Annotated in this window: 20 protein-coding genes and 1 pseudogene; 9 read left to right on the top strand and 12 right to left on the bottom strand. The window is 74.7% G+C overall.

Annotated features, from left to right (window positions below; all coding sequences use genetic code 11):
• Positions 1-11 precede the first annotated feature (11 nt).
• The 3 genes and pseudogenes from ACBJ32_RS01980 to ACBJ32_RS01990 form a co-directional block, all read right to left on the bottom strand.
• Complete coding sequence (locus ACBJ32_RS01980; protein ID WP_375125112.1) at positions 12-1,097, bottom strand: hypothetical protein; 1,086 nt, start codon at positions 1,095-1,097, stop codon at positions 12-14.
• A gap of 105 nt (positions 1,098-1,202) precedes the next feature.
• Positions 1,203-1,775, bottom strand: a complete 573-nt coding sequence (locus tag ACBJ32_RS01985) for a dienelactone hydrolase family protein (protein ID WP_375125113.1) — start codon at positions 1,773-1,775, stop codon at positions 1,203-1,205.
• 14 nt (positions 1,776-1,789) lie between these two features.
• Positions 1,790-2,287, bottom strand: a pseudogene (locus ACBJ32_RS01990) (protein kinase); the annotation flags it as partial.
• A 291-nt stretch (positions 2,288-2,578) separates the two neighbouring features.
• Here ACBJ32_RS01990 and ACBJ32_RS01995 point away from each other — a divergent pair.
• From ACBJ32_RS01995 to ACBJ32_RS02025, 7 genes are all read left to right on the top strand, one after another.
• Positions 2,579-3,280: a GntR family transcriptional regulator gene (locus tag ACBJ32_RS01995; protein ID WP_375125114.1), complete on the top strand. Its 702-nt coding sequence runs from the start codon at positions 2,579-2,581 to the stop codon at positions 3,278-3,280.
• 121 nt (positions 3,281-3,401) lie between these two features.
• Positions 3,402-4,166, top strand: coding sequence for an SGNH hydrolase domain-containing protein (locus ACBJ32_RS02000; protein WP_375125115.1), 765 nt, complete (start codon positions 3,402-3,404; stop codon positions 4,164-4,166).
• The gene (locus tag ACBJ32_RS02005; protein ID WP_375125116.1) at positions 4,166-5,440 is read left to right on the top strand and encodes an acyltransferase family protein; all 1,275 of its coding nucleotides are present in this window, start codon (positions 4,166-4,168) and stop codon (positions 5,438-5,440) included. Before ACBJ32_RS02000 ends, ACBJ32_RS02005 begins: the two co-directional genes overlap by 1 nt.
• 221 nt (positions 5,441-5,661) lie before the next feature.
• A complete protein-coding gene (locus tag ACBJ32_RS02010; RefSeq protein WP_375125117.1) occupies positions 5,662-6,270 on the top strand; it encodes a hypothetical protein in 609 nt (202 codons plus the stop codon).
• Positions 6,267-6,950 (top strand): response regulator transcription factor, encoded by a 684-nt coding sequence (locus ACBJ32_RS02015; protein WP_185103927.1) that lies wholly within the window; start codon positions 6,267-6,269, stop codon positions 6,948-6,950. Before ACBJ32_RS02010 ends, ACBJ32_RS02015 begins: the two co-directional genes overlap by 4 nt.
• A 14-nt stretch (positions 6,951-6,964) precedes the next feature.
• The gene (locus tag ACBJ32_RS02020; RefSeq protein WP_375125118.1) at positions 6,965-8,404 is read left to right on the top strand and encodes an ATP-binding protein; all 1,440 of its coding nucleotides are present in this window, start codon (positions 6,965-6,967) and stop codon (positions 8,402-8,404) included.
• 29 nt (positions 8,405-8,433) lie between these two features.
• Positions 8,434-9,294 (top strand): siderophore-interacting protein, encoded by an 861-nt coding sequence (locus ACBJ32_RS02025; protein WP_375125119.1) that lies wholly within the window; start codon positions 8,434-8,436, stop codon positions 9,292-9,294.
• Between the two features lie 176 nt (positions 9,295-9,470).
• On the opposite strand, the gene ACBJ32_RS02030 is transcribed toward ACBJ32_RS02025, so the two are convergent.
• Both ACBJ32_RS02030 and rsgA read right to left on the bottom strand, forming a co-directional pair.
• Entirely contained in the window at positions 9,471-9,983 is a 513-nt protein-coding gene (locus ACBJ32_RS02030) for a GNAT family N-acetyltransferase (protein ID WP_375125120.1), read from the bottom strand.
• Positions 9,984-10,104: 121 nt separating this feature from the next.
• The gene (gene rsgA, locus ACBJ32_RS02035; protein ID WP_375125121.1) at positions 10,105-11,187 is read right to left on the bottom strand and encodes a ribosome small subunit-dependent GTPase A; all 1,083 of its coding nucleotides are present in this window, start codon (positions 11,185-11,187) and stop codon (positions 10,105-10,107) included.
• Positions 11,188-11,489: 302 nt separating this feature from the next.
• On the opposite strand from rsgA, the gene ACBJ32_RS02040 reads away from it, so the two are divergent.
• Entirely contained in the window at positions 11,490-13,247 is a 1,758-nt protein-coding gene (locus ACBJ32_RS02040; protein WP_375125122.1) for an MFS transporter, read from the top strand.
• 152 nt (positions 13,248-13,399) lie between these two features.
• Here ACBJ32_RS02040 and ACBJ32_RS02045 read toward each other — a convergent pair whose 3' ends face one another.
• The 5 genes from ACBJ32_RS02045 to ACBJ32_RS02065 form a co-directional block, all read right to left on the bottom strand.
• Positions 13,400-13,657, bottom strand: a complete 258-nt coding sequence (locus tag ACBJ32_RS02045; protein WP_375125123.1) for a hypothetical protein — start codon at positions 13,655-13,657, stop codon at positions 13,400-13,402.
• A gap of 131 nt (positions 13,658-13,788) precedes the next feature.
• Positions 13,789-14,367, bottom strand: coding sequence for a TetR/AcrR family transcriptional regulator (locus ACBJ32_RS02050; RefSeq protein WP_375125124.1), 579 nt, complete (start codon positions 14,365-14,367; stop codon positions 13,789-13,791).
• Positions 14,364-15,155, bottom strand: coding sequence for an SDR family NAD(P)-dependent oxidoreductase (locus ACBJ32_RS02055; protein ID WP_375125125.1), 792 nt, complete (start codon positions 15,153-15,155; stop codon positions 14,364-14,366). The genes ACBJ32_RS02050 and ACBJ32_RS02055 overlap by 4 nt, the downstream gene beginning before the upstream one ends.
• A 33-nt stretch (positions 15,156-15,188) precedes the next feature.
• On the bottom strand, positions 15,189-16,169 hold the full coding sequence (locus tag ACBJ32_RS02060; protein ID WP_375125126.1) for a patatin family protein: 981 nt from the start codon (positions 16,167-16,169) through the stop codon (positions 15,189-15,191).
• A gap of 158 nt (positions 16,170-16,327) precedes the next feature.
• Positions 16,328-16,876, bottom strand: a complete 549-nt coding sequence (locus tag ACBJ32_RS02065; RefSeq protein WP_375125127.1) for an NAD-dependent epimerase/dehydratase family protein — start codon at positions 16,874-16,876, stop codon at positions 16,328-16,330.
• Positions 16,877-16,938: 62 nt separating this feature from the next.
• On the opposite strand from ACBJ32_RS02065, the gene ACBJ32_RS02070 reads away from it, so the two are divergent.
• On the top strand, positions 16,939-17,604 hold the full coding sequence (locus ACBJ32_RS02070) for a class I SAM-dependent methyltransferase (RefSeq protein ID WP_375125128.1): 666 nt from the start codon (positions 16,939-16,941) through the stop codon (positions 17,602-17,604).
• Here the strand turns inward: ACBJ32_RS02070 and ACBJ32_RS02075 are convergent.
• Together ACBJ32_RS02075 and ACBJ32_RS02080 are read right to left on the bottom strand one after the other, a co-directional pair.
• Positions 17,597-18,793 carry an FAD-dependent monooxygenase gene (locus ACBJ32_RS02075; RefSeq protein ID WP_375125129.1) on the bottom strand — a complete coding sequence of 399 codons (1,197 nt, stop codon included), beginning with the start codon at positions 18,791-18,793 and terminating at the stop codon, positions 17,597-17,599. The two genes, ACBJ32_RS02070 and ACBJ32_RS02075, sit on opposite strands and share 8 nt — an antisense overlap.
• A gap of 35 nt (positions 18,794-18,828) precedes the next feature.
• A complete protein-coding gene (locus ACBJ32_RS02080; RefSeq protein ID WP_375125130.1) occupies positions 18,829-21,801 on the bottom strand; it encodes a BTAD domain-containing putative transcriptional regulator in 2,973 nt (990 codons plus the stop codon).
• Between the last annotated feature and the right edge of the window lie 70 nt (positions 21,802-21,871).

The raw sequence follows: 21,871 nt of genomic DNA on the forward strand, positions 1-21,871 counted from the left end.
GCCACGTACGCCTACCCGGCATGGCCGCGCACGGCCACCGGCTGCGCCTCCAGCGGCCCGCCGCGCCCGCACGACCGGCACGCGCCCCGGCGCCGCAGGTGGTACGCCAGGGTCGCGGCGGCCAGCGCCACCCCCCACAGCGGCCACACCAGCGACGGCGCCCACGTCGCCCACATGTCCCAGTCGTAGTCGTGCACCATGCGCAGCCGCCAGAACGTCAGCCCTCCCGACAGCACGATCACCGACACGATCGAGGCCGGGACGACGGCCAGCATGGGCGGCACCGGCCGGCCCGCCCTGAACCAGATCCACCGCGGGTAGACCTCGCCCCAGCGCTGCACGAGCCCGAGCGTGAGTATCGCCCCTCCCAGCCCCATCAGGCTGAGGAACAGCCCGGCCCAGCGCAGCCCCGACTCGTCCAGCCACTGCCAGAACTCCTCGGTGATCCCCAGCGGGATGCCCGCCGCCCAGGCGAAGCGGCTGGCGTCGTACGCGGCGGGGATGGCCGCCGCGACCACCACCGCCCACAGCCCCCAGCGCCGCGCCGCCACCGGTGCGGCCCACCGCGCCGTACGGTGCCCGCCCCGCCCGCAGGCCACGCACCTGCCCGCCGTGCGCCGCTGGTAGGCCAGGGCCGCCAGCGCCCACAGCAGCCCGCCCGCCAGCACGATGAACAGGTTGACCCGCGACCACGGCACCAGCTCCGCCATCGGCTGCCCGCCCGGCACGCCGGTGAAGGCGAACACCGCGAGCAGCGGCGCGTACGCCACCAGCATCAGCACCCGGTTGTCGGGCACCACCACGGTCAGCCCGGCCGCCGCCGCCCACGCGAACCCGAGCAGCAGCGGCCTGCCCCGCCGCACCCCTCGCGCGGTCGCCAGCCCGGCGACCGCACCCAGCGCGCCCAGCACCGCGATCAGCGGCGCCGCCACCTGCCTGGTCGCCTCCCCGAGCACCGACAGCCCGGGCTCCCAGTCGGGGTCGGTCCTGCCGAACGGGAACCCGCTGCCGCCGAGCGCCCAGAACAGCCCGAGCGCCCCGTAACCCAGCGACCACGCGGCTGCCGCGTACCCGGCCCATCGGGGCCATCTCGCCATGATTGTCTTCATGGCTCAAGCCTCGGACCAGGCAGGAGCCGTGCCCATCCGCCGTTCGGCAGATCTCGCCCGGTGCGGGCCGCCGCCCCTCGGCCGAAGGACGGATCACAGGCCGGCGAGGAAGTCCAGCGCGATCGCCCAGGCGCGCTCGGCCGCCTCGGCGTCGTGGTCGGGCAGGTCCGGATCGGTGAACAGGTGCCCCACGCCGGGATAGCGGAAGACCTCCACGTCGGCCCTGGCCTTGCGCATGGCGAGGTACCAGCTGTTCAGCCAGTCGGCGGGCTCGTAGGTGTCGGGGTCGGCGACGTGCAACTGAACGGGCAGGTCGTCGGCCGAGACACCCTCGGCCATGTCGGAGGTGCCGTGCATGAGCAGCAGGCCGAGGGAACGCTCGTCGCCCAGGGCGAGGTTCTGCGCGATCGCCGCGCCGAGCGAGAAGCCCGCGTAGACCAGGCGCTCGTCCGACAGCGGGGCCGCCGCGGCCACGGCCCGCCTCAGCAGCTCGTCCCGGCCGATCTCCTCCTTGATCGCGATCCCCTCCTCGGGGGTGTCCACGACCCGTCCGCCGTACAGGTCAGGGACGTGGACCTCGTGACCGGCCGCCCGCAACCTGTCGGCCGCCTGGTGGACGGCGGGCCGGAGACCGTACATCGAGTGCAAGAGGAGAACACGTGCCATGCGCGCAGCTTAGCCAGTGGAGCCGAGTCGTCGCGGGGCGACATGTCCGCGGTCCGCGCGATGCCGAAGTCGATCACCCGCGGCCCGTCCGGGCCGAGCAGGACGTTGTCCGGCTTGAGATCGCGGTGGATCACGCCGGCGTCGTGGATCGCGGTCAGCGCCGTCGCCACCGCGGTCGCGAGCCGGTGCGGGTCGTCCCCGGTGAACCTGCGCCCGTCCCGTACGGCACGGCGCAGGCTCGGCCCCGGCACGAACTCGCTGACGAGGTACGGACTGTCCCCGTCGAGATCGGCGTTCAGCACCCTGGCTGTGCAGAACGACGCCACCCGGCGCGCCGCCTCGGCCTCCTTGGCGAAACGATCGCGCGCCTCGGCGTGCAGCACCTTGACGGCGACCCGCGTCCCCGCCCCGTCGTCGGCCTCGTAGACGACGCCCTGACCGCCCGAGCCCAGCCGCCCGGCCGGCCAGTAGCCCCCGATCCGGGGCGGGTCACCCGCCAGCAAGGGGTCCACGGCGGGTCAGACGCCGCTCGATCGCACGAAGGTGCCGAAGACCCTCGGCGACGGCCGACGTCCGGCACCGCGTCGGGCACCGCGTCCGGCAAAACGCGTCCGGCACCGCGTCCCAGCGCGTCCGGCATCGCGCGGGGCGAGGCGCTCAGGCGCAGGAGCGCCGGCGCCGGCGGCGAGGCCAGGTGGTCGGAGCGGACCTCCAGCCCGGCCCCCGAAGCTCCGGTTGCCGGACAGCACGGCGCAAGCTGAAGATCGTTATAGTCTATGAACTGACGACGGGACAGGACAGTGATGAGCGGATCAGCGGCGGAGCTCTACACGACCAAGGCGGACTACGCCTACCTCAGGGTCAAGGAGCTGATCCTGTCCGGCACCCTGCACCCCGGCTCCGTCATCGCGCAGGCCCAGCTGGCCCGCGAGATCGGCATCAGCACCACCCCGCTGCGCGAGGCGCTGCGCCGGCTCAAGAGCGAGGGCCTGGTCGAGCTCGACGCCCACCGTGACGCCCGCGTCGCGCCCCTGGCCGCCGAGGAGGCCCGCGACCTGCTGGAGCTGCGCCGCTCCCTCGACCCGCTCGCCGTCGCGCTGGCCGCCGAGCGCCGCACCAAGGCCGACATCGCCGCCATGCGCGCCGCCCTCGACGGTCTCGAACCGCTGCCGGGCAACCCCACGTACGAGCAGCTCGTCGCGCACCGCACGTTCCACCGGGCCCTGTACACCGCCTCGCACAACGACCTGCTCATCCAGACCCTCGACGGGCTGTGGGACAAGGCCGACCGCTACCGCCGCCTGGCCCTGGAGGCCGAGCGCGGCCAGGCGGCCCGCGACCGCAAGGCCGCCGAGCATGAGGCCCTGCTGGAGTACGTCATCAAGGGCGAGGCCGACTCGGCTGCCGCCGTCATGCGCGAGCACATCGACACCAGCCTCGGCGCCCAGGCCGCCTCGCGCCTGCGCAAGCAGCACCCCGGACCGGACACCGACGGCGAGCCCTGACGGCCGCCGCCTTCGCAGGCACTCCGAGGAGGAGGCCCGTTCGTGACGGCCGCTCCCGCATCATGTGATGAAACGATGACGACGCGGCCGAGCGGGTGATCCGCCTGATTGCCTGAGTGCCATGCAACCGACGAACCTCTCTCCCCGCATCCTCCTGGCCCTCCTGGCCGTGGCCGCGCTCGCGGGCTGCGGCGCCCCCACCTCTGCAGCGGACCGGGAAGAGGCGCCCGGGACCGGCGTCAGGGTGTTGTGGATGGGCGACTCCATCGCGGGCGCGCAGGCCCCGGCCCTGGAGGCGGCGCTGGAGGCCGGCGGCGTGGCGTTCAGGAACGCCACGTCCGACGGCGGCGGCAACGTCGTCGCGGGCGACCACGAGGTGACGGCCATGGCGGCCGAGGACACCTGGAAGGCGCTGCGCGAGAACCTCGCCACCTTCCGCCCGACGGTGGTCGCCTACCAGATCACCGGCTACGACTGGGGCACCCCCGCCCAGCAACTGTCGGCCTACCGGAAGCTCGCCCGGTCGGCCGAGGACGCCGGCGCCCGGCTCGTACTGGTGTCCGCGCCGCCGTTCAAGATCGACGAGTTCTTCGAGCCGCACGAGAAGGCCATCAGGAGCGCCCCCGCGATGGCCGCCAAGGCCGCCGCGGCCGCTCACGCCCGCTACCTGGACGCCGCCGAGCTGTGGGGGGACGACCACGCCGCCGCCAAGGCCCAGCGCGCCAAGGACGGCATCCACTCCTGCCAGCAGGGGGCGGCGGCCTTCGCCACCTGGTTCGCCAAGCGGCTCGGCGAGCTGGCCGGCTTCACCCCGGCCGCCCCTGCCACCTGGGCCACCGGTCCGTGGACCGGCGACGAACGCTACGTCAAGCTCGGCTGCGGCTGATGCAACCCGCCTCCCCTCGCCGCACGCCCGACGACGGCGCCCTCGACGGGCCGCTGGAGCCGGCCTCCCGTCCGGTCCGCATCGGGTCGCGGGAGCCGGCCTCCCGTCAGGTCCGCATCGGGGCGCTCGACGGGTTGCGCGGGCTCGCCGTCGCCGCGGTCCTGCTGTTCCACGCCGGGCACCTGCGCGGTGGGTTCCTGGGCGTCGACCTGTTCTTCGTGCTGTCCGGATTCCTGATCACCGGCCTGCTGCTGGCGGAGCTCGGCGGGCGGGGCCGTCCCGACCTGGCGGCCTTCTGGGGTCGCAGGGCCCGCCGGCTCCTGCCCGCGCTGACCGTCATGGTCCTGTCGGCGCTGCTGCTGGCCTGGGCGTGCGCCAGGCCGGACCTGCTCGGCCCCGCCCTGAGGGACGCGCCGTGGGTCGCCGCCCAGAGCGTGAACTGGCACTACATCGGCGAGCGGATCGGATACTGGAACGCCTCGGGCACCCGCCTGTTCGCCCACCTGTGGAGCATCGGCGTCGAATGGCAGTTCTACCTCGCCTGGCCCCTGATCGTGGCGCTCGCCGGGCGGGGGCCGGGCGGGCAGCGGCGGGTCGCGCTCGTCGCGGTCGCCGGGGCGGTCGTCTCGCTCCTGCTCATGATCAAGCTGGGCGCTGCCGTGGACACGACCCGCGCCTACGAGGGCACCGACACGCGGGCCTTCTCCCTGCTCCTCGGCGCGGCCGCCGCCACCGCGCCCGTCCGGGACGCCGTGGCCGCCCTGCCGCGCACGGCAGTGGAAACGCTCCGCGCCCTGCTGCTGTGCGGGCTGTCGGCCGCGTGGCTGCTGACCGGCGGGGACGAGGCGCCCGGCCTGTTCCAGGGCGGGATGTTCGCGCACTCCCTGGCCTGCGCGGCGCTGATCGCGCTCCTGGCCCACCGGCCGGACGGGCTCGCGGGCCGGGTGATCGGCAGCGCCGTACCCCGCCGGCTGGGCGAGCTGTCGTACGGCCTGTACCTGTGGCACTGGCCCGTCTACCTGCTGCTGCCCCGGCCGGCGACCGGCTCCTGGGGATGGACGTCCGCCGCGATCGGGCTGTCGCTGCTCGCTGCGGTAGTCTCGAAGGCCGCCGTCGAAGACCCGGTACGGCTGCGTGCCCGCTGGGCCACCGGCCGGCGCGGCTGGGCGGCCCTGACCGTCACCGCCGTGACGGCGGCCGGGTTGTGGGCCGCGATCCCACGGCCGGAGCCGGGCGCGGGGACGGTCGACGTGAGCAGGCTCAGCCAGCCGTGACCGGAGACATCATGCCGAACAGGAGAAACGAGCACATGCCAGGGACGCCCCGGCCCGCCCTGTCCGCTCCGCGCCACACGGCGAAAGCCGCCGCCCCGGCCGCCTCCGCCGCTCCCTGCCACATGGTGAAGGCCCCCGCTCCGGCCGCTCTGTGCCACACGGCGAAGGCTCCTGCCGCCCCGGCCGCCTCCGCGTCAGGCCGAGGGGAGGTCGCCTTGGCCGTGTCGGGTCGAGCGGGGGTCGGCCCGGCCGTGCGGCGTCGCGTGGTGGTGGCCGTACTGGCCGCGGTGGCGGCGCTGGCGGGTTGCGGGATCGCCGACACCGGCGTGCTGCCCGCGGGCGAGCCGGCCCGGGGTGGCCTGACCACGGACAGCAGCAGCCTGCTGCGGGTCTACTTCGTCACCCCGGAGGGCACCTGGCCGGTGTCCCGCCCCGCGCCGGCCGGAGACCGCCTGCAACACGCCATGGACGCCCTGCTGGCCGGCCCCACGGCGGCCGAACGCGGGCGAGGGCTGGCCACCGAGCTGCCCCCGGCGTCCCGGCGGGTGCGGGCGCGGACGGCGGGCGGCCGGGTCGAGCTCCGTCTCCCGTGGCTGGTGCGCGACCTGCGGCCGGTGGCGGTGAGCCAGCTCGTCTGCACGGCCGCGGCAGGCGCCGGCGACACTCCCGGGGCCCCCACGGACGCCGGTGACGCCCCCACGGCCGCCGCGGGCGCCGGCGACGCCACCGTCATCGAGGTGTTCGAGCCCGGCATGACAGACCACCCCTGGCCGGTCAGATGTGACGCGAGCGGATCGGCCGTCCCCGCCGCCCCGGCAGGCTCCTCATGACCCGGGTGCTGGTGATCGAGGACGACCCCGCCGTGCGCCGGGGCGTGAGCCTCGGCCTGCGCCACCGCGGCCACGAGACGCTGCTCGTCGCGACCGGCGAGGACGGGCTGGCCGAGCTGGTCGCGAGCGCCCCCGACATCGTGCTGCTCGACCTGATGCTGCCCGGCATGAGCGGCCTGGAGACCTGCCGCCGCATCCGCGCGTTCAGCCAGGTGCCCATCGTGATCCTGTCCGCCCGCGACGACGACGTGGACATCGTCGTGGGCCTGGAGGCGGGCGCCGACGACTACGTGATCAAACCGGCCAGCAGCGAGGTCATCGAGGCCCGCATGCGCGCCGTGCTGCGCCGCACCGCCGCCCCCGCCTCCTCCGCCCAGGCCCGCACCACCCACGGCGACCTGCTCGTCGACCGGGTCTCCCTGCGCGTGCTCAAGCACGGCACGCAGCTCGCGCTGGCGCCGGCGGAGCTGAAGCTGCTGCTGTTCCTGTCGGCCGCGCCCGAGCAGACCTTCAGCCGCCAGCAACTCCTGGAGCAGGTGTGGGAGCACAGCTTCCACGGCGACTACCGGCTCGTCGACGCGTGCGTGATGCGGCTGCGGGCCAAGATCGAGGACGACTCCCGCAACCCCCGCTACATCCAGACCGTGCGGGGCTTCGGCTACCGGTTCGGCCCGCTGTGATCCGGCCGTCGCTGGTGAGGGGGCTGCGGGCCCAGCTCGTCCTGGTGTTCCTGGTGGTCTCCGCGCTGAGCGCGCTGACCGCCGCAGCGTTCACGTTCCGCCAGGGCCAGAGCGCGATCGTGGCGCGCGCCCAGGCCGACGCCCTGCAGGAGCTGCGCGCCCACCTCGCCTCCCTGGCCCCCGACCTGCCCGCCGATCCCGGCGAGGCGGACCTGCGTACGCTGGCGCTGCAGCTGGACCGGGCGGCGGGCACGCGCGGCCGGCACACCGCGCTGTCCTACCGCGGCGGCCCGCTCGTCGCCGCGGGGACGCAGGCGCCGCCGGTGCCCGCGGGCCTGCGCGCCGAGGCGGCCTCGGCGACCACCGCGCTGGCCCAGCGCTTCCATCACGGCGAGACGCCCTGGCTGGCCGTGGCGCTGCCCGTCACGGCCGCCGCCTCCCCGGACGGCCCGCCGCCGCTCGTCGTCTACGCCTCCTTCTCGCTGGCCTCCCAGCAGCAGGACGTGGACGCCCTGGCTGCCGCGGCCCGCGCCGGCGCCCTGCCCGTCGTCCTGGCCTCCGTCGTCGTCGCGCTGCTGGCCGCGCGCCGGTTGCTCCGGCCGGTACGCAGGCTCCGCACGGCCGCCGAGCGGATGGCGGGCGGCGGCCTGGACACGCGGGTGACCGTCACCGGCGACGACGAGCTGGCCGACCTGGGCCGCACCTTCAACACGATGGCGGCCACGCTCCAGGCGGACGCGGCGGCCCTGCGCGCCATGGAGGCGCGGGCACGGCGGTTCGCCGCCGACGTCTCCCACGAGCTGCGCACCCCGCTGGCGGCCATGAGCGCCGTGACCGAGGTCCTGGACGCCGACGCCGCCTCAGGCCGCCTCGCGCCGCTCACCGCCGAGGCCCTGCACCTGGTCTCCGGCGAGACCCGCAAGCTCACCCGCCTGGTCGAGGACCTGATCGAGGTGTCACGCTTCGACGCCGGCGCCGCCGTGCTGAACCTCGACGAGGTGGACGTGGCCCAGTTCGTCGCCAAGACGCTCGCGCTGCGGCACTGGCAGGACCGGGTCCGCACCGACCTCCCGCCGGGGCTGCGCGCCCGCCTCGACCCGCGCCGCGCCGACGTCATCCTCGCCAACCTCGTCGGCAACGCGCTGCGGCACGGCGGCCCGGAGGTGTCGGTGCTCGTCCAGGTGCGGGCCGAGGCCGGCCGCCTCACCGTCACCGTCTCCGACGACGGGCCCGGCATCCCCGCCGACCTGCTGCCCCATGTCTTCGACCGCTTCACCAAGGCCGACGGCGCCCGCGCCCGGTCCGACGGCAGCGGCCTCGGCCTGGCCATCGCCACCGAGAACGCGCACCTGCACGGCGGCACCCTCACCGCGCGCAACGCCCCCCACGGGGGAGCCGTCCTCACCCTCACCCTGCCTGCGGATCCGCCGGGAGTACCCGCCCAGTTAAGTTAGGCTTGCCTAATCTAGCGAGGAGGAGTCCGATGGCGACGGAATCGGCACGGCGTGCGCCTCGGTGCACCACCGGTGTGGTGCTGCGTACCGAGCAGTTGACCCCGCACATGATCCGCGTGGTGCTGGGCGGCGAGGGGCTCGCCGGGTTCAGCGCGGGAGAGTTCACCGACCACTACGTGAAGCTGCTGTTCCCGGTGCCGGGGGTGACGTATCCGGAGCCGTTCGACATGGGGGTGATCCGCGCCGAGCTGCCCCGCGAGCAGTGGCCCGTCATGCGGACCTACACCGTGCGCTCCTGGGACCCGCAGGCACGGGAGCTGGCCATCGACTTCGTCTGCCACGGCGCGCAGGGCCTCGCGGGGCCATGGGCGATGCAGGCGAGGCCGGGCGACGTGATCCGCTTCATGGGGCCCGGCGGGGCGTACGCGCCCAGCCCCGAGGCAGGCTGGCATCTGCTCGCCGGCGACGAGAGCGCCCTGCCGGCCATCGGCGCCGCGCTGGAGCGGGTGCCCGCCGGAGCGCCCGCCAAGGTCTTCGTCGAGGTGGCGGACCCCGCCGAGGAGCAGGAGCTGCCGACCGCCTGCGACGCCGAGGTCGTGTGGCTGCACCGCGAGGGCGGCCAGGTCGGCGAGGCCCTGGTGCGGGCGGTGCGGGAGGCCAAGTTCCTGGACGGCACCCTGCACGCCTTCGTGCACGGCGAGGCGACGTTCGTCAAGGAGCTGCGGCGGTACCTGCGCGTGGAGCGGGGCGTGCCGCTGGAACAGCTCTCCATCTCCGGCTACTGGCGGCTCGGGCGGGACGAGGACGGCTGGCAGTCCTCCAAGCGGGAGTGGAACCAGCAGATCGAGGCCGAAGAGGCGAAGGTCCTGAGCGACTCGCCCGCGGGATGAGCCGGTGACCGTCCGGCCGCTCTCCTCCGGCGGGCCGGGCGGTCACCTCCCGCCCGGCCCGTTCACGATCGGAGCGGGCGGCATGACAGGGACGTCCCGCCGCCGGCGAAGGTGTTTCTCCGCCGACGGCAGGACGCCTCCTCGGTGCGCCGCCTCAGTGACCGGCCGCGCCCGGCTCAGACGCCGAACGCCGCCGGGTAGCGGATGGTGCCGGACGGCACCGGCCGCGCCGGGTCGAAGACGAGCGCCATCATGTACTGGTCCTCGACGTCGAAGGGCGCCTTGATGCCATGGCGAGAAGCGGGGACGAAGCCGAAGCGCGGGTAGTACGTGGCGTGACCGAGCACCAGGACGAGGTTCTCGCCCTGCTGCCTGGCGGCGTCCAGCCCGGCGCGGATGGCCGCCGAACCGGCGCCGCTGCGCTGCGCCTCGGGCCGTACGGCGCACGGCCCCAGCGTGAGAGCCGGAACGCCGTCGACGTGGCAGCGGGTGAGCAGCGAGAACCCGGCGATGGGGCCGCCGGGCTGCTGCGCCACCCACGAAAGGCCGGGCAGCCACGCCGCCGGGTCGGCACGCAGCGCCTCGACCAGGTCGGCCTCGTGCGGGGTGGGGAAGGCCGCGAGGTTGACCTCGCGGATCGGGCCGAGGTCGGCGGCGGTCTCGGGGCGGGTGATCCAGGAACTGGTCATCGCTGGTGGGTGTCCGTTCTGTGCTCGCCTGCGGTGGCAGGGCATGGCTGATGGAGGGGTTCGCCGGAGCCGGGCGTCCGTGCGCGCGCGGCGGCGGCGACCTGGGCGCGGGAGTCCGCGCTCACGATTGCTGGTCCCGGAACCTGTAGGTGGCGCGCAGATGCCTGGTGATGGCCTTCTGCCGGTCGGTACGCTCGCCGCGCAGCCGGGCGTCCGTGCGCGCGGCCGCCCACGCGTTCTCCCGTTGCAGCTTGCGGTAGCTGTCGAGGCGGCGCCCGGCCAGCTCGCCCGCCTGGATGGCCGCCTGGACGGCGCAGCCGGGCTCGGTGCCGTGTGCGCAGTCGCCGAACCGGCAGTTCCCGGCCAGCTCCTCGATCTCGGCGAAGACCTGCTCCAGACCGTCGGCGGCGTCGTACAGGCTGATCGCGCGCAGGCCGGGCGTGTCGATGAGGACGCCCCCGCCGGGCAGGGGCACCAGCTCGCGGCGGACGGTGGTGTGGCGGCCCTTGCCGTCCTGCGCCCGTACCTCGCCGACGGCCAGCCGCTCGTCACCGAGCAGCGCGTTGCCGAGGCTGGACTTGCCCGCGCCCGAGGACCCGAGCAGGACCGTGGTGCCGCCGCCCAGCAGGGCGGTCAGCACGTCGATGTTCTCGCCGGTGGTGACGCTGGTGACCAGGACGTCCACACCGGGAGCGAGCGTGCTCGCCTCGGCGTGCACGGCGGCGGCGTCGGTGGCCAGGTCCGCCTTGGTCAGGACGACCAGCGGCCGGGCGGAGCTGTCCCACGCCAGGGCCAGCAGCCGCTCCAGCCGGGCCGCGTCCAGGGGAGCGGCCAGCGAGACGGCGACGACGACGGTGTCGACGTTGGCGGCCAGCACCTGTCCGTGGGAGGTGCGTGACGCCGATGAGCGCACGATCGTGCCCCGGCGTGGCAGCAGGGCCACCAGCCGCGGCTCGCGGCCGGGGCGCAGCGCGGCCCAGTCGCCGGTGCAGGGCATCAGGAGCGGGTCGGACGCGTGCGGCACCGCGAAGGCGGCCCGTACAGGGCCGGACCCGGTGATCGCCTCGCACAGGCCGCGATCGACCCGGGCGATCCGGGCCGGTTCGAGCCCGGCCTCGCGGTGTTCGGCGAAGGCGTGGTCGAGTGATTCCGTCCATCCGTACCGGGACAGAGCGTCGGAAGGATCCGTGAAGAGGTTGGACAACGTGAGACACCTTGCGGGAAGGGGCCCCGACGAGACGCAGCCACCAGCCTCGCCTTGAGCCTTCCGGCTACGGCGGGCGGGGAGAAATGGGTCAGACCGGGGCCCGGGACGTGAGGAATGTCCGGGCGCTGCACACGGCAGCGGTCTTCACCGCGGTCATCCAACCTCACCTCCCTCTCCATCCGAGATCCAACACCGAACGACCGGCAGCCTAGCACGTTCGGAGAAGGGCCGGTGAATGTGCACTCTACACATCCTGTGTATAGTCCAAACGGACTTAACGGGAAATAAGGGGACATAACGTGCATTCCGCGCCTACCTCGCGCTCCGGCGGCGGGATCGTCAGCGTGCTCGCCGTGGCCGGCATCGTCGGCTCCCTCATGCAGACCCTGGTGGTGCCGCTGATCGGCGAGCTGCCCCGGCTGCTCGACGCCGACGCGGCCGACACCTCCTGGGTGATCACCGTGACCCTGCTGGTCGGCGCGGTCGCCACCCCGGTGGTCGGCAAGCTCGGCGACCTGTACGGCAAGCGCCGCATGATGCTCGCCTGCGCCGTGCCGCTGATCGCCGGATCGGTGGTGTGCGCCCTCGCCGGATCGCTGATCCCGATGATCGCCGGGCGCGGCCTGCAGGGGCTGGGCGTCGGCATGATCCCGCTGGGCGTCAGCGCGCTGCGCGACCTGCTCCCGCCGCAGCGGGTCGGCCCGGCGATCGCGCTGATGAGCTCGTCCATGGGCATCGGCGGCGCGCTCGGCCTGCCGATCTCCGCGGCCGTCGCCGAGTACGCCGACTGGCGGATGCTGTTCTGGGGCTCGGCCGCGCTGAGCGTGCTGGTCGCCGTGCTGATCTGGCTGCTCGTCCCGGCCACGCCCGCCCACGGCCGCGGCCGCCTCGACGCCGCCGGCGCCGTCGGCCTCGGGATCGCGCTGGTCTGCCTGCTGCTGGGCGTGTCCAAGGGCGCCGACTGGGGCTGGGGGAGCGGCACCACGCTCGGGCTGCTCGGCGCGGCCGTCGTGGTGCTGCTGCTGTGGGGACTGTGGGAGCTGCGCGTCCGTGACCCGCTGGTGGACCTGCGCACCACCGCCCGGCCTCAGGTCCTGCTCACCAACGTCGCCTCCGTCCTGGTCGGCTTCGCCATGTACGCCCAGTCGCTGGTCGTCATGCAGATCCTCCAGCTTCCCGAGGCGACCGGCTACGGCCTGGGCCAGTCGATGCTCGCTGCGGGGCTGTGGCTGGCGCCGTCCGGGCTGATGATGATGGCGGTCTCCTCGCTGGGCGCGCGGCTGTCGGCCGCCCGAGGGCCCAGGACGAGCCTGTTCGTCGGCGCGCTGATCATCGCGCTCGGGTACGGAGCCGCGTTCGGCCTGATGGGGTGGTCGTGGGGGCTGATGGTCGCCAGCAGCGTCGGCAACATCGGCGTCGGCCTGGCCTACGGCGCGATGCCCGCGCTGATCATGAGCGCCGTGCCGCAGAGCGAGACCGCCTCCGCCAACAGCTTCAACACGCTGATGCGCTCCATCGGCACCTCGGTGTCGGCCGCGGTGGTCGGCGTGATCCTGTCGCAGATGACGGTGACGATGGGCGGGCACGCGCTGCCGTCCGAGTCGGGGTTCCGTACGGCGCTGCTGGTCGGTTGCGGCGTCGCCCTGGTGGCCGCGCTGGTGACGCTGGCCCTGCCCAAGCCCCGGCACGCCACTGCGCCCGCGCCGCCCCCAGCGCCCGCGCCCGCGTCGCCCGCCGAGCCACCTGCCACGCGGGTCTGGCCGCCGGCTCCGGTGCGGATCGGGCACGAGGAGCTGGGCCCGTGGCGGGACGCGTTCCGCCCGCCCGCACCCGCCTGGAACGGCCGGGCGGAGGACGAGCCCGCGCACCCGGCGAGCCCGCGCTCCGAGGTCGCCGAGCTGCGCGCCGAGAACAACACGCTGCGCGAGGAGAACGCCGAGCTGCGTACCGCCAACGACGAGCTGCGAGCCGAGAGCGACGAGCTGCGCAAAGAGCTCGACGTGCTCATGCAGGGCCTGTCGGCCTGGGTCCAGAACCTGGCCGGCCGGACGGGCTGACCCGGCCTGTTCCCCCACCGGGGATCGGGCCGGGAGACGATCGCGTCCCGGCTGCGTGTCGCCGGCCACGGCGACGATCCTTGTTTTTCCATGAATGCCGCCCCGCATGAAAAGGCCCGCCGGCCAGAATGCCGGCGGGCCCTTTTATCGGATCAGCCCTTCTTGTGACAGTGCCACTTGTAGTAGTAGTGATAGTGGCCCTTCTTGTGGTAGTGGCCCTTCCACCGGTGCCCGGCCTTGTGCCACTTCTTGTAGGAGTGCTTGTGCCAGTAGTAGCCGTGCGGGCACTTGGCGGTGGCACTGGCCGCGGTCACGCCAGTGGCGACGCTCGCCTGGGCGGGAGCCGTGGCGGCGATTCCGGTAAGGGCCAACGAGGCGGCGAGGACGCCGCTCGCGAGGAGCTTACGCATGATCCCTTCCTTTCCGTGAGACTGATTCTCACGATAAGAAGGTCATTGATTTCGCTCCATGCACTATTACATTCTCGGCGACAATTGTCCGGATCGATTGATGTGCTGATCAATAAATGCATTCACCACGGTCATGCGCTCAGGGACCGCCAGATGCGCTCGGGCAGGACCCGCGCCGCCTCCGGCAGGTCGATCTCCGGCGCCCCCGCCAGCCACCTCCTGGTCACCTCGGCGACCGGCCCGACCAGCAGCATCTCCACCTGCGCCACGGGCAGCCCGGCGACCGTGCCGGCGTCCATGTGGCCGAGGATCCAGCCGTTCAGCCGCGCCAGCCGCGGCGCCTTGTCCGCCGCGATCCGCTCGGCGTACGGGCCGAGGTCGATCGCGTACGGCGCCGCGTGGATGAACCGCGCCTGGTCGGCGTGGCCGGCGGTGAAGCCCAGGTAGGCCGTCACCGCGCGGCGCACGCCGTCGCGGGCGTCCGCGGCTTCCTCGACGGCCGCCACCAGCGCGTCGAGCAGCGCCCCCATGCACCGACTGTAGAGCGCGGCGGCCAGCCCCTCCAGGCTGCCGAAGTGGTGGTACACGCTGCCCATGCTGACGCCGCTGCGCGTGGTCAGGGCCCTGAGCGTGAAGTCGTCCGGGTAGATCTCCAGGGCCGTGTCGAGGAGCTTCCTGACCGTCTCCTCGCTGCGCTTGTGCCGGGTCATCGCACCGCCGTCAGCGCCTCGGCCTCGTCCCAGATCCGCCGGGCCAGCTCCCCGTCCAGGGCGGGCCCCTGCAACGGGACCTCCTCGGCCTGGTCGAAGTAGCGGCCGGTGCCGGTGCCGCCCGCCAGGGCCACGACCGGCGCGGCACCCTCCTCGGCCGTCGCCCACCTGCGTTTCACGGCCTTCAGCAGCCAGCCCAGCGGGCCGCCGCGGTCGCCGAGCCCGGTGCGGATCACGCCCGGGTGCACCGCGTCGATGGTGATGCCCGCCTCCCGCCAGCGCTCGGCGAACAGCGGCACGGTCAGCAGGTTGCACAGCTTCGTGTCCGCGTACGTCCGCAGCGAGGAGAAGTCCGCCCCCACGCACGTGCGCCCGGGCTCGGCCCTGCCCTTGACGTACAGGCCCGCGCTGACCTGCACCACCCGCCCGAGCCGATCCTCCAGCAGGTGGTTGAGCAGGAACGGCGCCAGATGGTTGACCGCGAACGACTCCTCCACCCCGTCGCTCGTCAGCACCCGGCGGCTGGGCCAGACGCCGGCGTTGTGCACCAGCACGTCCACGCGCGGGCACCGGGCCCGCAGCTCATCGGCCAGCCGCCGCACCGACGCCGTGGTGGTCAGGTCGCCCGCCACGAACTCGACGTCCCCCCGGACCTCCGCGGCGGCCCGCCGTCCGCCTTCCGGATCCCGCGCGACCAGCAACACCTGGTGCCCGTCGCCGGCCAGCCGCTCGCACACCGCGTGCCCGATGCCGCGGTTCCCGCCGGTCACCACCATCACAGAGGCCATGGCAGAGCATCTTTCTAAAGAATTGCTCTAATTTCAATGGGCGGGGACACCCTTCAGCACCGCGGTCGCGGCGGCGTGACCCACCTCGAAGGCGGCGTGCAGCAGCGCCGCGTCGCTCTCCAGGCGGCCGATCCCCGGCGAGGTGTCCGGCGGCCTGATGGACAGCACCGCGGGGCCGCCGCTCAGCGAGGGGCCGTCGAGGTCGTGCTCGGCCAGGAGGCGGTCGTCGGCGGCCAGCCGGGCGTCCCGCGACAGGAACGCCGTCCGCAGCGCCGGAGGGTGGCGGCGCAGGCCGACGCCGGTGACGAGCCGCGCCCCCCACGACGGCGCCGTACGGGCGGAGGCCCGGTCGATCAGGCGGCGGGAGCGCAGGACGAGCACGTGGCTGGCGCCGTCGCGCAGCGCCCGGCGGAACGGGATCGACTCGGCCACGCCCGCGTCGTACAGGAGCCGGTCGCCGATGGCCACGGGCGGGCCGGCCAGCATCGGCAGGGCGGCGCTCGCCCGCAGGGCGAGCTGCAGGTCACGCTCGCAGGTCAGCGTCGGGTGCAGGTCCACCGCCTCGCCCGTCAGCACGTCGGTGGCCAGGGGGTGGAACTCGATCGGGGAGGCCAGCACGGAGGCGAAGTCGAGCGGGAAGTCGCGGACGTAGACGGTCTCGATCAGGCCGCGCACGTCCACGACGGGCCGGGCGCGCAGCACGTTGCCGCGGCGGATCAGCGCCTTGGCGAACACCGGGTCGGTCCAGCCGCGCAGCCCCTCCGGACGCGTGCTCAGCAGCCAGGCCCCCGAGATCGCCCCGGCTGAGGCGCCGTAGACGGCGTCGAACAGCGGCAGCAGACCGAGCTGCTGGATCGCCAGGGCCATGCCCGCCGACACCGTGCCGCGCATCCCGCCGCCCTCGATGGCCAGCGCCACCCGGTGACCGTCCGTCCGCTCGCCCGGCCGGCTCCCCTCGGCGGCGCGGCGCGCGAGCACCGCCAGCATCCGATGCCGGCTCCTGACGTCGTCCACAACGGCCTCCTCGGGGCGCGCGATCAACAGGACCACGACAGATTACGCCGCGGCCGGCCCGCGCTCGTGCGAGGGTGCGCCGTCACCGGGATCAGGACGATCTCCCACCCGGCTGCCCTCCCAGGGCGTGCCGCAGCGTGTAGCCGGCGGTGGCGTAGTCACCACCCTGGAGCTGGTCGGCGGAGAAGAACTCCGCCGCGCCGGGGATGCGACCGGCGTAGGCCTCCGCGTCGTCGAGGGGCTGGTAGCCGAGCCGGCCGTCGAGCTCCCAGCGCCTCCACGGCGACCTTGCTGACGCCGTACACGCCGTCGGGCCTGGGCGGCAGGTCCGCCGAGACCGTGCGCGCGGCCGGGTAGCAGCCGGTCAGCCGGTTGCTGCTGGCCAGCACCACGCGCCTGACCCCCGCCAGCCGCGCCGCCTCCAGCACGTGGTGCGTGCCCAGGACGTTGCCCTCCAGGAGGTCGGGCAGCGGCGCCTCGTCCGGCACCCCGGCCAGGTGCACGACCGCGTCGGCGCCCTCGATGACAGGCCGCACGTCGCCGACGCCGCCCAGCTCGGCCTGGCGCACCTCCTCGCCCGGCCCCGCCGCGGCCAGCGGCATCCGGTCGACCGAGATCAGCCGGCGCAGCCGGCGCCGCAGCGGCTCGCGCAGCACGGACCCGACGCTCCCCGCGGCGCCGGTGAGCACGACCGTCTCCATCGTCATGGGCCGCAGTATGGCAGCGGCCACCGACACTCCCGATCGCGACCGCACTAGGGTGTCGGCGCATGGACACGGACAACTGGCTGGAGGACACCCGGACCTCCTACGACACGGTCGCCGACAGCTACGCCGCCCAGCTGCGCGAGGCGCTGGACGAGCGCCCGTACCTCCGGGCGGCCCTGGCCCTGCTCGCGGACCTGGTCCGGTCCGCCGGGGGCGGACCGGTGGCCGACGTGGGCTGCGGGCCGGGCCATGTCACGGCCCACCTGCACGAGCTGGGCCTCGACGCCTTCGGCATCGACCTCTCCCCGGCGATGATCGACCTGGCCCGGCGCGACCACCCGCGGCTGCGGTTCGAGGTGGGCTCGATGACCGAACTCGACCTCCCCGACGCCTCGGTCGCCGCCGTGCTCGCCTTCTGGTCGTTGATCCACGTCCCCGACGACGAGATCCCCGCCGTCCTCGGCCACTTCCGCAGGGCGCTGCGGCCCGGCGGGACGCTGCTGGTCGGCTTCCACGCGGGCGACGACGAGTCGTCCCTGAAGACGCAGGGGTACGGCGGCCATCCCATGCGGGTGCACGTCCACCGTCGCCGGCCCGACCGGATGGCGGCCTGGCTGCGCGACGCCGGATTCGCCGTCGAGGCCCAGCTGCTGATCGACCCCGGCGAACGCGTACCGGGGGCGATTCTCTTCGCGCGCTCGCCCGGCGGATCGGCGCGCGTCACCTGACGACGAGGTCCCCGTAGTCGCGCAGCGTGACGTTCTCGGCGGTCCTGCGGGCCATGTTCGCCATCAGGTTCTTGCCCGGCAGGTACGGCATGATCTTGTAGTAGCGGTTGAGGAACGCGGCCATGAAGCGGCTGCCGGGGACCATGAACCCGGCGACGCCGTCGCCCATCTTCACGCAGCCCGCCGCGTACTCCCGCATCTCCTCCTCGTAGCGGGCGAACGCGACGCGGTGGTCGCCGCGGGCGGCGGCCAGCTCGCCCGCCAGCACGTACGCGCCCACCAGGGCCAGCCCCGTTCCCATGCCCGACAGGGAGGACGGACTGTACGCGGCGTCACCGACCAGGGCGACCCGCCCGCGCGTCCAGGTCTCCATGCGCACCTGGCCGACCGAGTCGAAGTAGAAGTCGGGCGCGTGCCGCATCTCGCGCAGCAGGCGGTCGCTCTCCCAGCCGTTGCCCGTGAAGTGCTCGGCGAGGACGGCCTGCTGCCCGGCCACGTCGCGGCGGTCGAGGTCCAGCAGCGGCGAGGCGAAGTAGAACGCGGCCCTGGCCTCGGCGTTGCCGCGGACGCTGTACAGCGCGACGAGCCTGCCCGCGGTGCGGTAGGCGTGGCCGGCGTGGTCGAGGCCGAGATGGTTGGCCGTGGTGAAGATGGCGCAGTGGACGCCGAGGTGCTTGACGTGGCGCTCCTCGGGGCCGAACACGAGGCGGCGGGTGTTGGAGTGCAGGCCGTCGGCGCCGATGACCAGGCCGAAGCGGCGGGGCGCGGCGCGTTCGAAGGTGACGCGCACCCCGTCGGCGTCCTCGGTGAGCGAGGTGATGGAGTCGCCGAAGACGTACTCGGTGCCCTGCCTGGTGGCGTCGTGGAGGATGCGGGCCAGGTCCCCGCGGAGGATCTCGATGTCCCCGGCGAACAGGTCGGCCGGAAGCTTGGCCTGGGGCTTGCCCGCGCTGTTGACGTACCACGTGGCGCCCATGCCGGTGCGGGCGCGTTCGACGGCGGGCAGCACGCCCATGCGGCGCAGCACCGTCAGGTGCGCCTCGCCGCGGAAGTCGACGGCGTAGCCGCCGTCGCGCAGCGCCGGGGCGCGCTCCACGACGGTGGGGCGGAAGCCGTACCGGTGCAGCCAGTACGCGAGGGCGGGGCCGGCGACGGAGGCGCCGGAGATCAGGACGTCGCGGTCGGTCATGCCGGTGAGCCTGCCGGGCGGGGCTCACCGGAGGCTCACCGCGCGCTCACCGCCTTGACGACGGGCTCGGGCAGGCCGAGCATGCGCAGCGCGTCCGGGACGGAGGAGCCGATGGCGGACGCGGACGCGGCGCTCTGCCGGTAGCGGGCGCGGGCGGTGGCGTGGTCCCCGCGTGCCTCGGCGACCCGGCCCAACCCGGCCAGGGTGCGTACCCGGTTGCCGACGCTCTTGACCCAGTGCGGGTCGATGCGTTCCAGCGCGTCGGTGTAGAGCCGTTCGGCCTCGGCCAGGTCGTCGCCCAGGAGGGCGAGGTCGCCGAGCCCACGCAGGGCCGCGGCCAGGCCGGCGGGGCTGCCCGCACGGCGGGCCAGGCCGGCGGCCCTGGCGTAGTCGGCGCGGGCCGCCTCGGGATCGCAGGCGGCGAGCTGGTCGCCCCGGTTCACCAGCAGGTCGGCGCAGTCGTCCAGAGCGCCGAGCTCGTCGGTGAGCGCGAGTGCCCGGTCGGTCAGCTCGACGGCCCGCGCGCGGTCGCCGCGCCCCGACGCGAGACCGGCCAGGACGTCGAGGGTGAGCGCGGCGCCCCAGCGGTCGCCGAGCGCGCGGAACCCGTCGGCGGCCCGGTCGAAGGCGCGCTCGGCCGCCGCGGTGTCACCCGTGCCGAGCTCGCCGAAGCCCGACACGTACAGGGCGGCCGCGCGCGCCCACGGTTCCGGGCTGTCGCGCTGGGCGCGGACGAGCTCGTACGCGCCGTGCGACTCGGCCTCGCTCGCGTTGCGCATCATCCACAGCAGCAGGGCGGCCGGATACCTGCCGGCCAGGGTGCCCGGCCAGGCGGCGGCCAGCGCCTTGCCCGCCGCCGCGCGATGCCGCTGCCAGGCCGGCCGTCCGGCGGCGGTGGAGGCGGCGACGAGCACGCACGTCGCGTACTCCTCGCCGAGCCCGCGCGGGGGAGCGTCGCCGACCGCGTCGAGCAGCGCGATCGCCTGCGGCGCGGCCGAGGCGGCCACGCCGCGGATCCACAGGTACGCCGACGCCGCCGCGACCAGGCGCAAGGCCGTGTCCACCTCCCGCGCCTCGACCGACCGGCGCAGCGCCGCCAGCACGTTGTCGTGCTCGGCCACGAGGACCGGCAGCCAGGCGAGCTGCTCGGCCCGCCGCAGCCGCGGGTCGGCGGTCAACGCCAGGTCCAGGAAGTACCGGGCGTGGGCACGCCGGGCGTCGGCACGCTCGCCGGCCGCCGCCAGCCGCTCGGCGCCGTACGCGCGGACCGTCTCCAGCATCCGCAGTCGGCCGCCGCCCACGCTCTCCAGGAGCGACTTGTCGACCAGCGACTCCAGCGTGTCCTCGTCGGTGTCGCACACCCGCAGCGCGGCCCGGGTCGTCGCCCCGCCGGCGAAGACCGTGAACCGGCGGGCGGCCCGCTGCTCGCTCTCCGACAGCAGGGCCCAGCTCCAGTCGACCACCGAGCGCAGCGTCCGGTGCCGCCGGTCGGGGGTTCGGTTGCCGCGGGCGGTGACGGCGAGCAGGTCGTCCAGCCGTCCCGCCAGGTCGTCCACGTCCAGGGTGCGCAGCCGGGCCGCGGCCAGCTCGATGGCCAGCGGCAGGTCGTCGAGGGCCGCGCAGATCCGCCGGACGAGCTCGGGGCCTGCGGCGAAGCCGCGCCGGGCGGCGCGCGCCCGGTCGGTGAACAGGCGTACCGCCGCCTCGCCGTCCAGCGGGCGCACCTGCCGGACGTGCTCGCCGCCGATGCCGAGCGGCTCCCGGCTGGTGGCCAGGACCCGCAGCCGCGGGCAGGCCGCCAGAAGCCGCGCCACCAGCGCGGCCACCTCCTCGACCAGGTGCTCGCAGTTGTCGAGGACGAGCAGGAGCGCCCGGTCCGACAGCGCCGTGACCAGGCGCTCGACCGGCGTGCGCGGGCCGCCCGCGAGCTGGAGCCCGTTCTGGCGCAGGCCGAGGGCGCCCAGCAACACCTGAGCCAGGCCGGCGCCGTCGCGCAGCGCGGCCAGCTCCGCGAAACACACCTCACCGGTTTCGGCGGCGGCGGCTTCCACCGACAACCGGGTCTTGCCGACCCCGCCCGGCCCGGTCAGCGTGACCAGCCTCGCCGTCCGCAGCAGCTCGCCGACCTCGGCCAGCTCCGCGCCACGGCCCACGAACGAGGTGAGCTGCGCGGGCGGGGCGGCGGGCGACGGGGACGGGCCGGCGCTCAGCAACTCCCGGTGCAGCCCCGCCAGCTCGGCCGACGGATCGGCCCCCAGTTCCTCGGCCAGCCGCCGCCTCGTCTCCTCGAACACCACCAGCGCCTCGGCCTGCTCCCCGCAGGCGGCCAGCGCCCGCATCAGCAGCGCCGCCGGCCGCTCCCGCAGCGGGTGGCGGCCCACCAGCTCACGCAGCTCAGGCACCAGCTCCCGCGGCTCGGGCACCGACTCGTGCGGCTCGGGCAGTTCGGGTGCCGGCTCGTGCGGTTCGAGCGCCGGCTCGGGCACAGTCGCGTGGTGCTCGCCGAGCCGGAGCTCCGCCTCGATGCGATCTTCCTGCGCGGCGAGCCGCAGCTCCTCCAGCCGTACGGCGGCGGCCCGCGCCGTCTCGCTCTCGGGCAGCTCGGCCAGCGCCGGCCCGCGCCACAGCCGGAGCGCCGCGCGCAGCAGCGTCACCGCCCGCCGGGCATCGCCCTCGCCCAGCGCGGCCCGCCCCTCGGCGGCGAGCCGCTCGAACCGGCAGGCGTCCACGTCGTCGTCCGCGACCACGATCCGGTAACCGGTGCCGGTCCGCTCGATCACGGCCGCCGGGCCCAGGGCCGCGCGCAGCCTGGACACCTGCGACTGCAGCGCGTGCGCCGACGGTGCCCCGTGCGGGCCGAGCTCGTTCGCCAGCCGGTCGGCCGGCACGGCCTCGCCGGGGCGGAGCAGCAGCAGCGCGAGCAGCGCGCGGCGGGACGGCCCGCCCAGCGGAACCTCGGCCCCGTCGTCGCGCCACGCCCTGGTCTCGCCGAGGATCCCGAACCGCATGCCGGTGATTATCTCGCGGCGCCCCGAGCAGGAGGATCGCCGAGGTGCGCCCAGCCGGAGGATCGCCGAG

Source organism: Nonomuraea sp. GTA35, from assembly GCF_041950525.1.
Lineage (GTDB): Bacteria > Actinomycetota > Actinomycetes > Streptosporangiales > Streptosporangiaceae > Nonomuraea.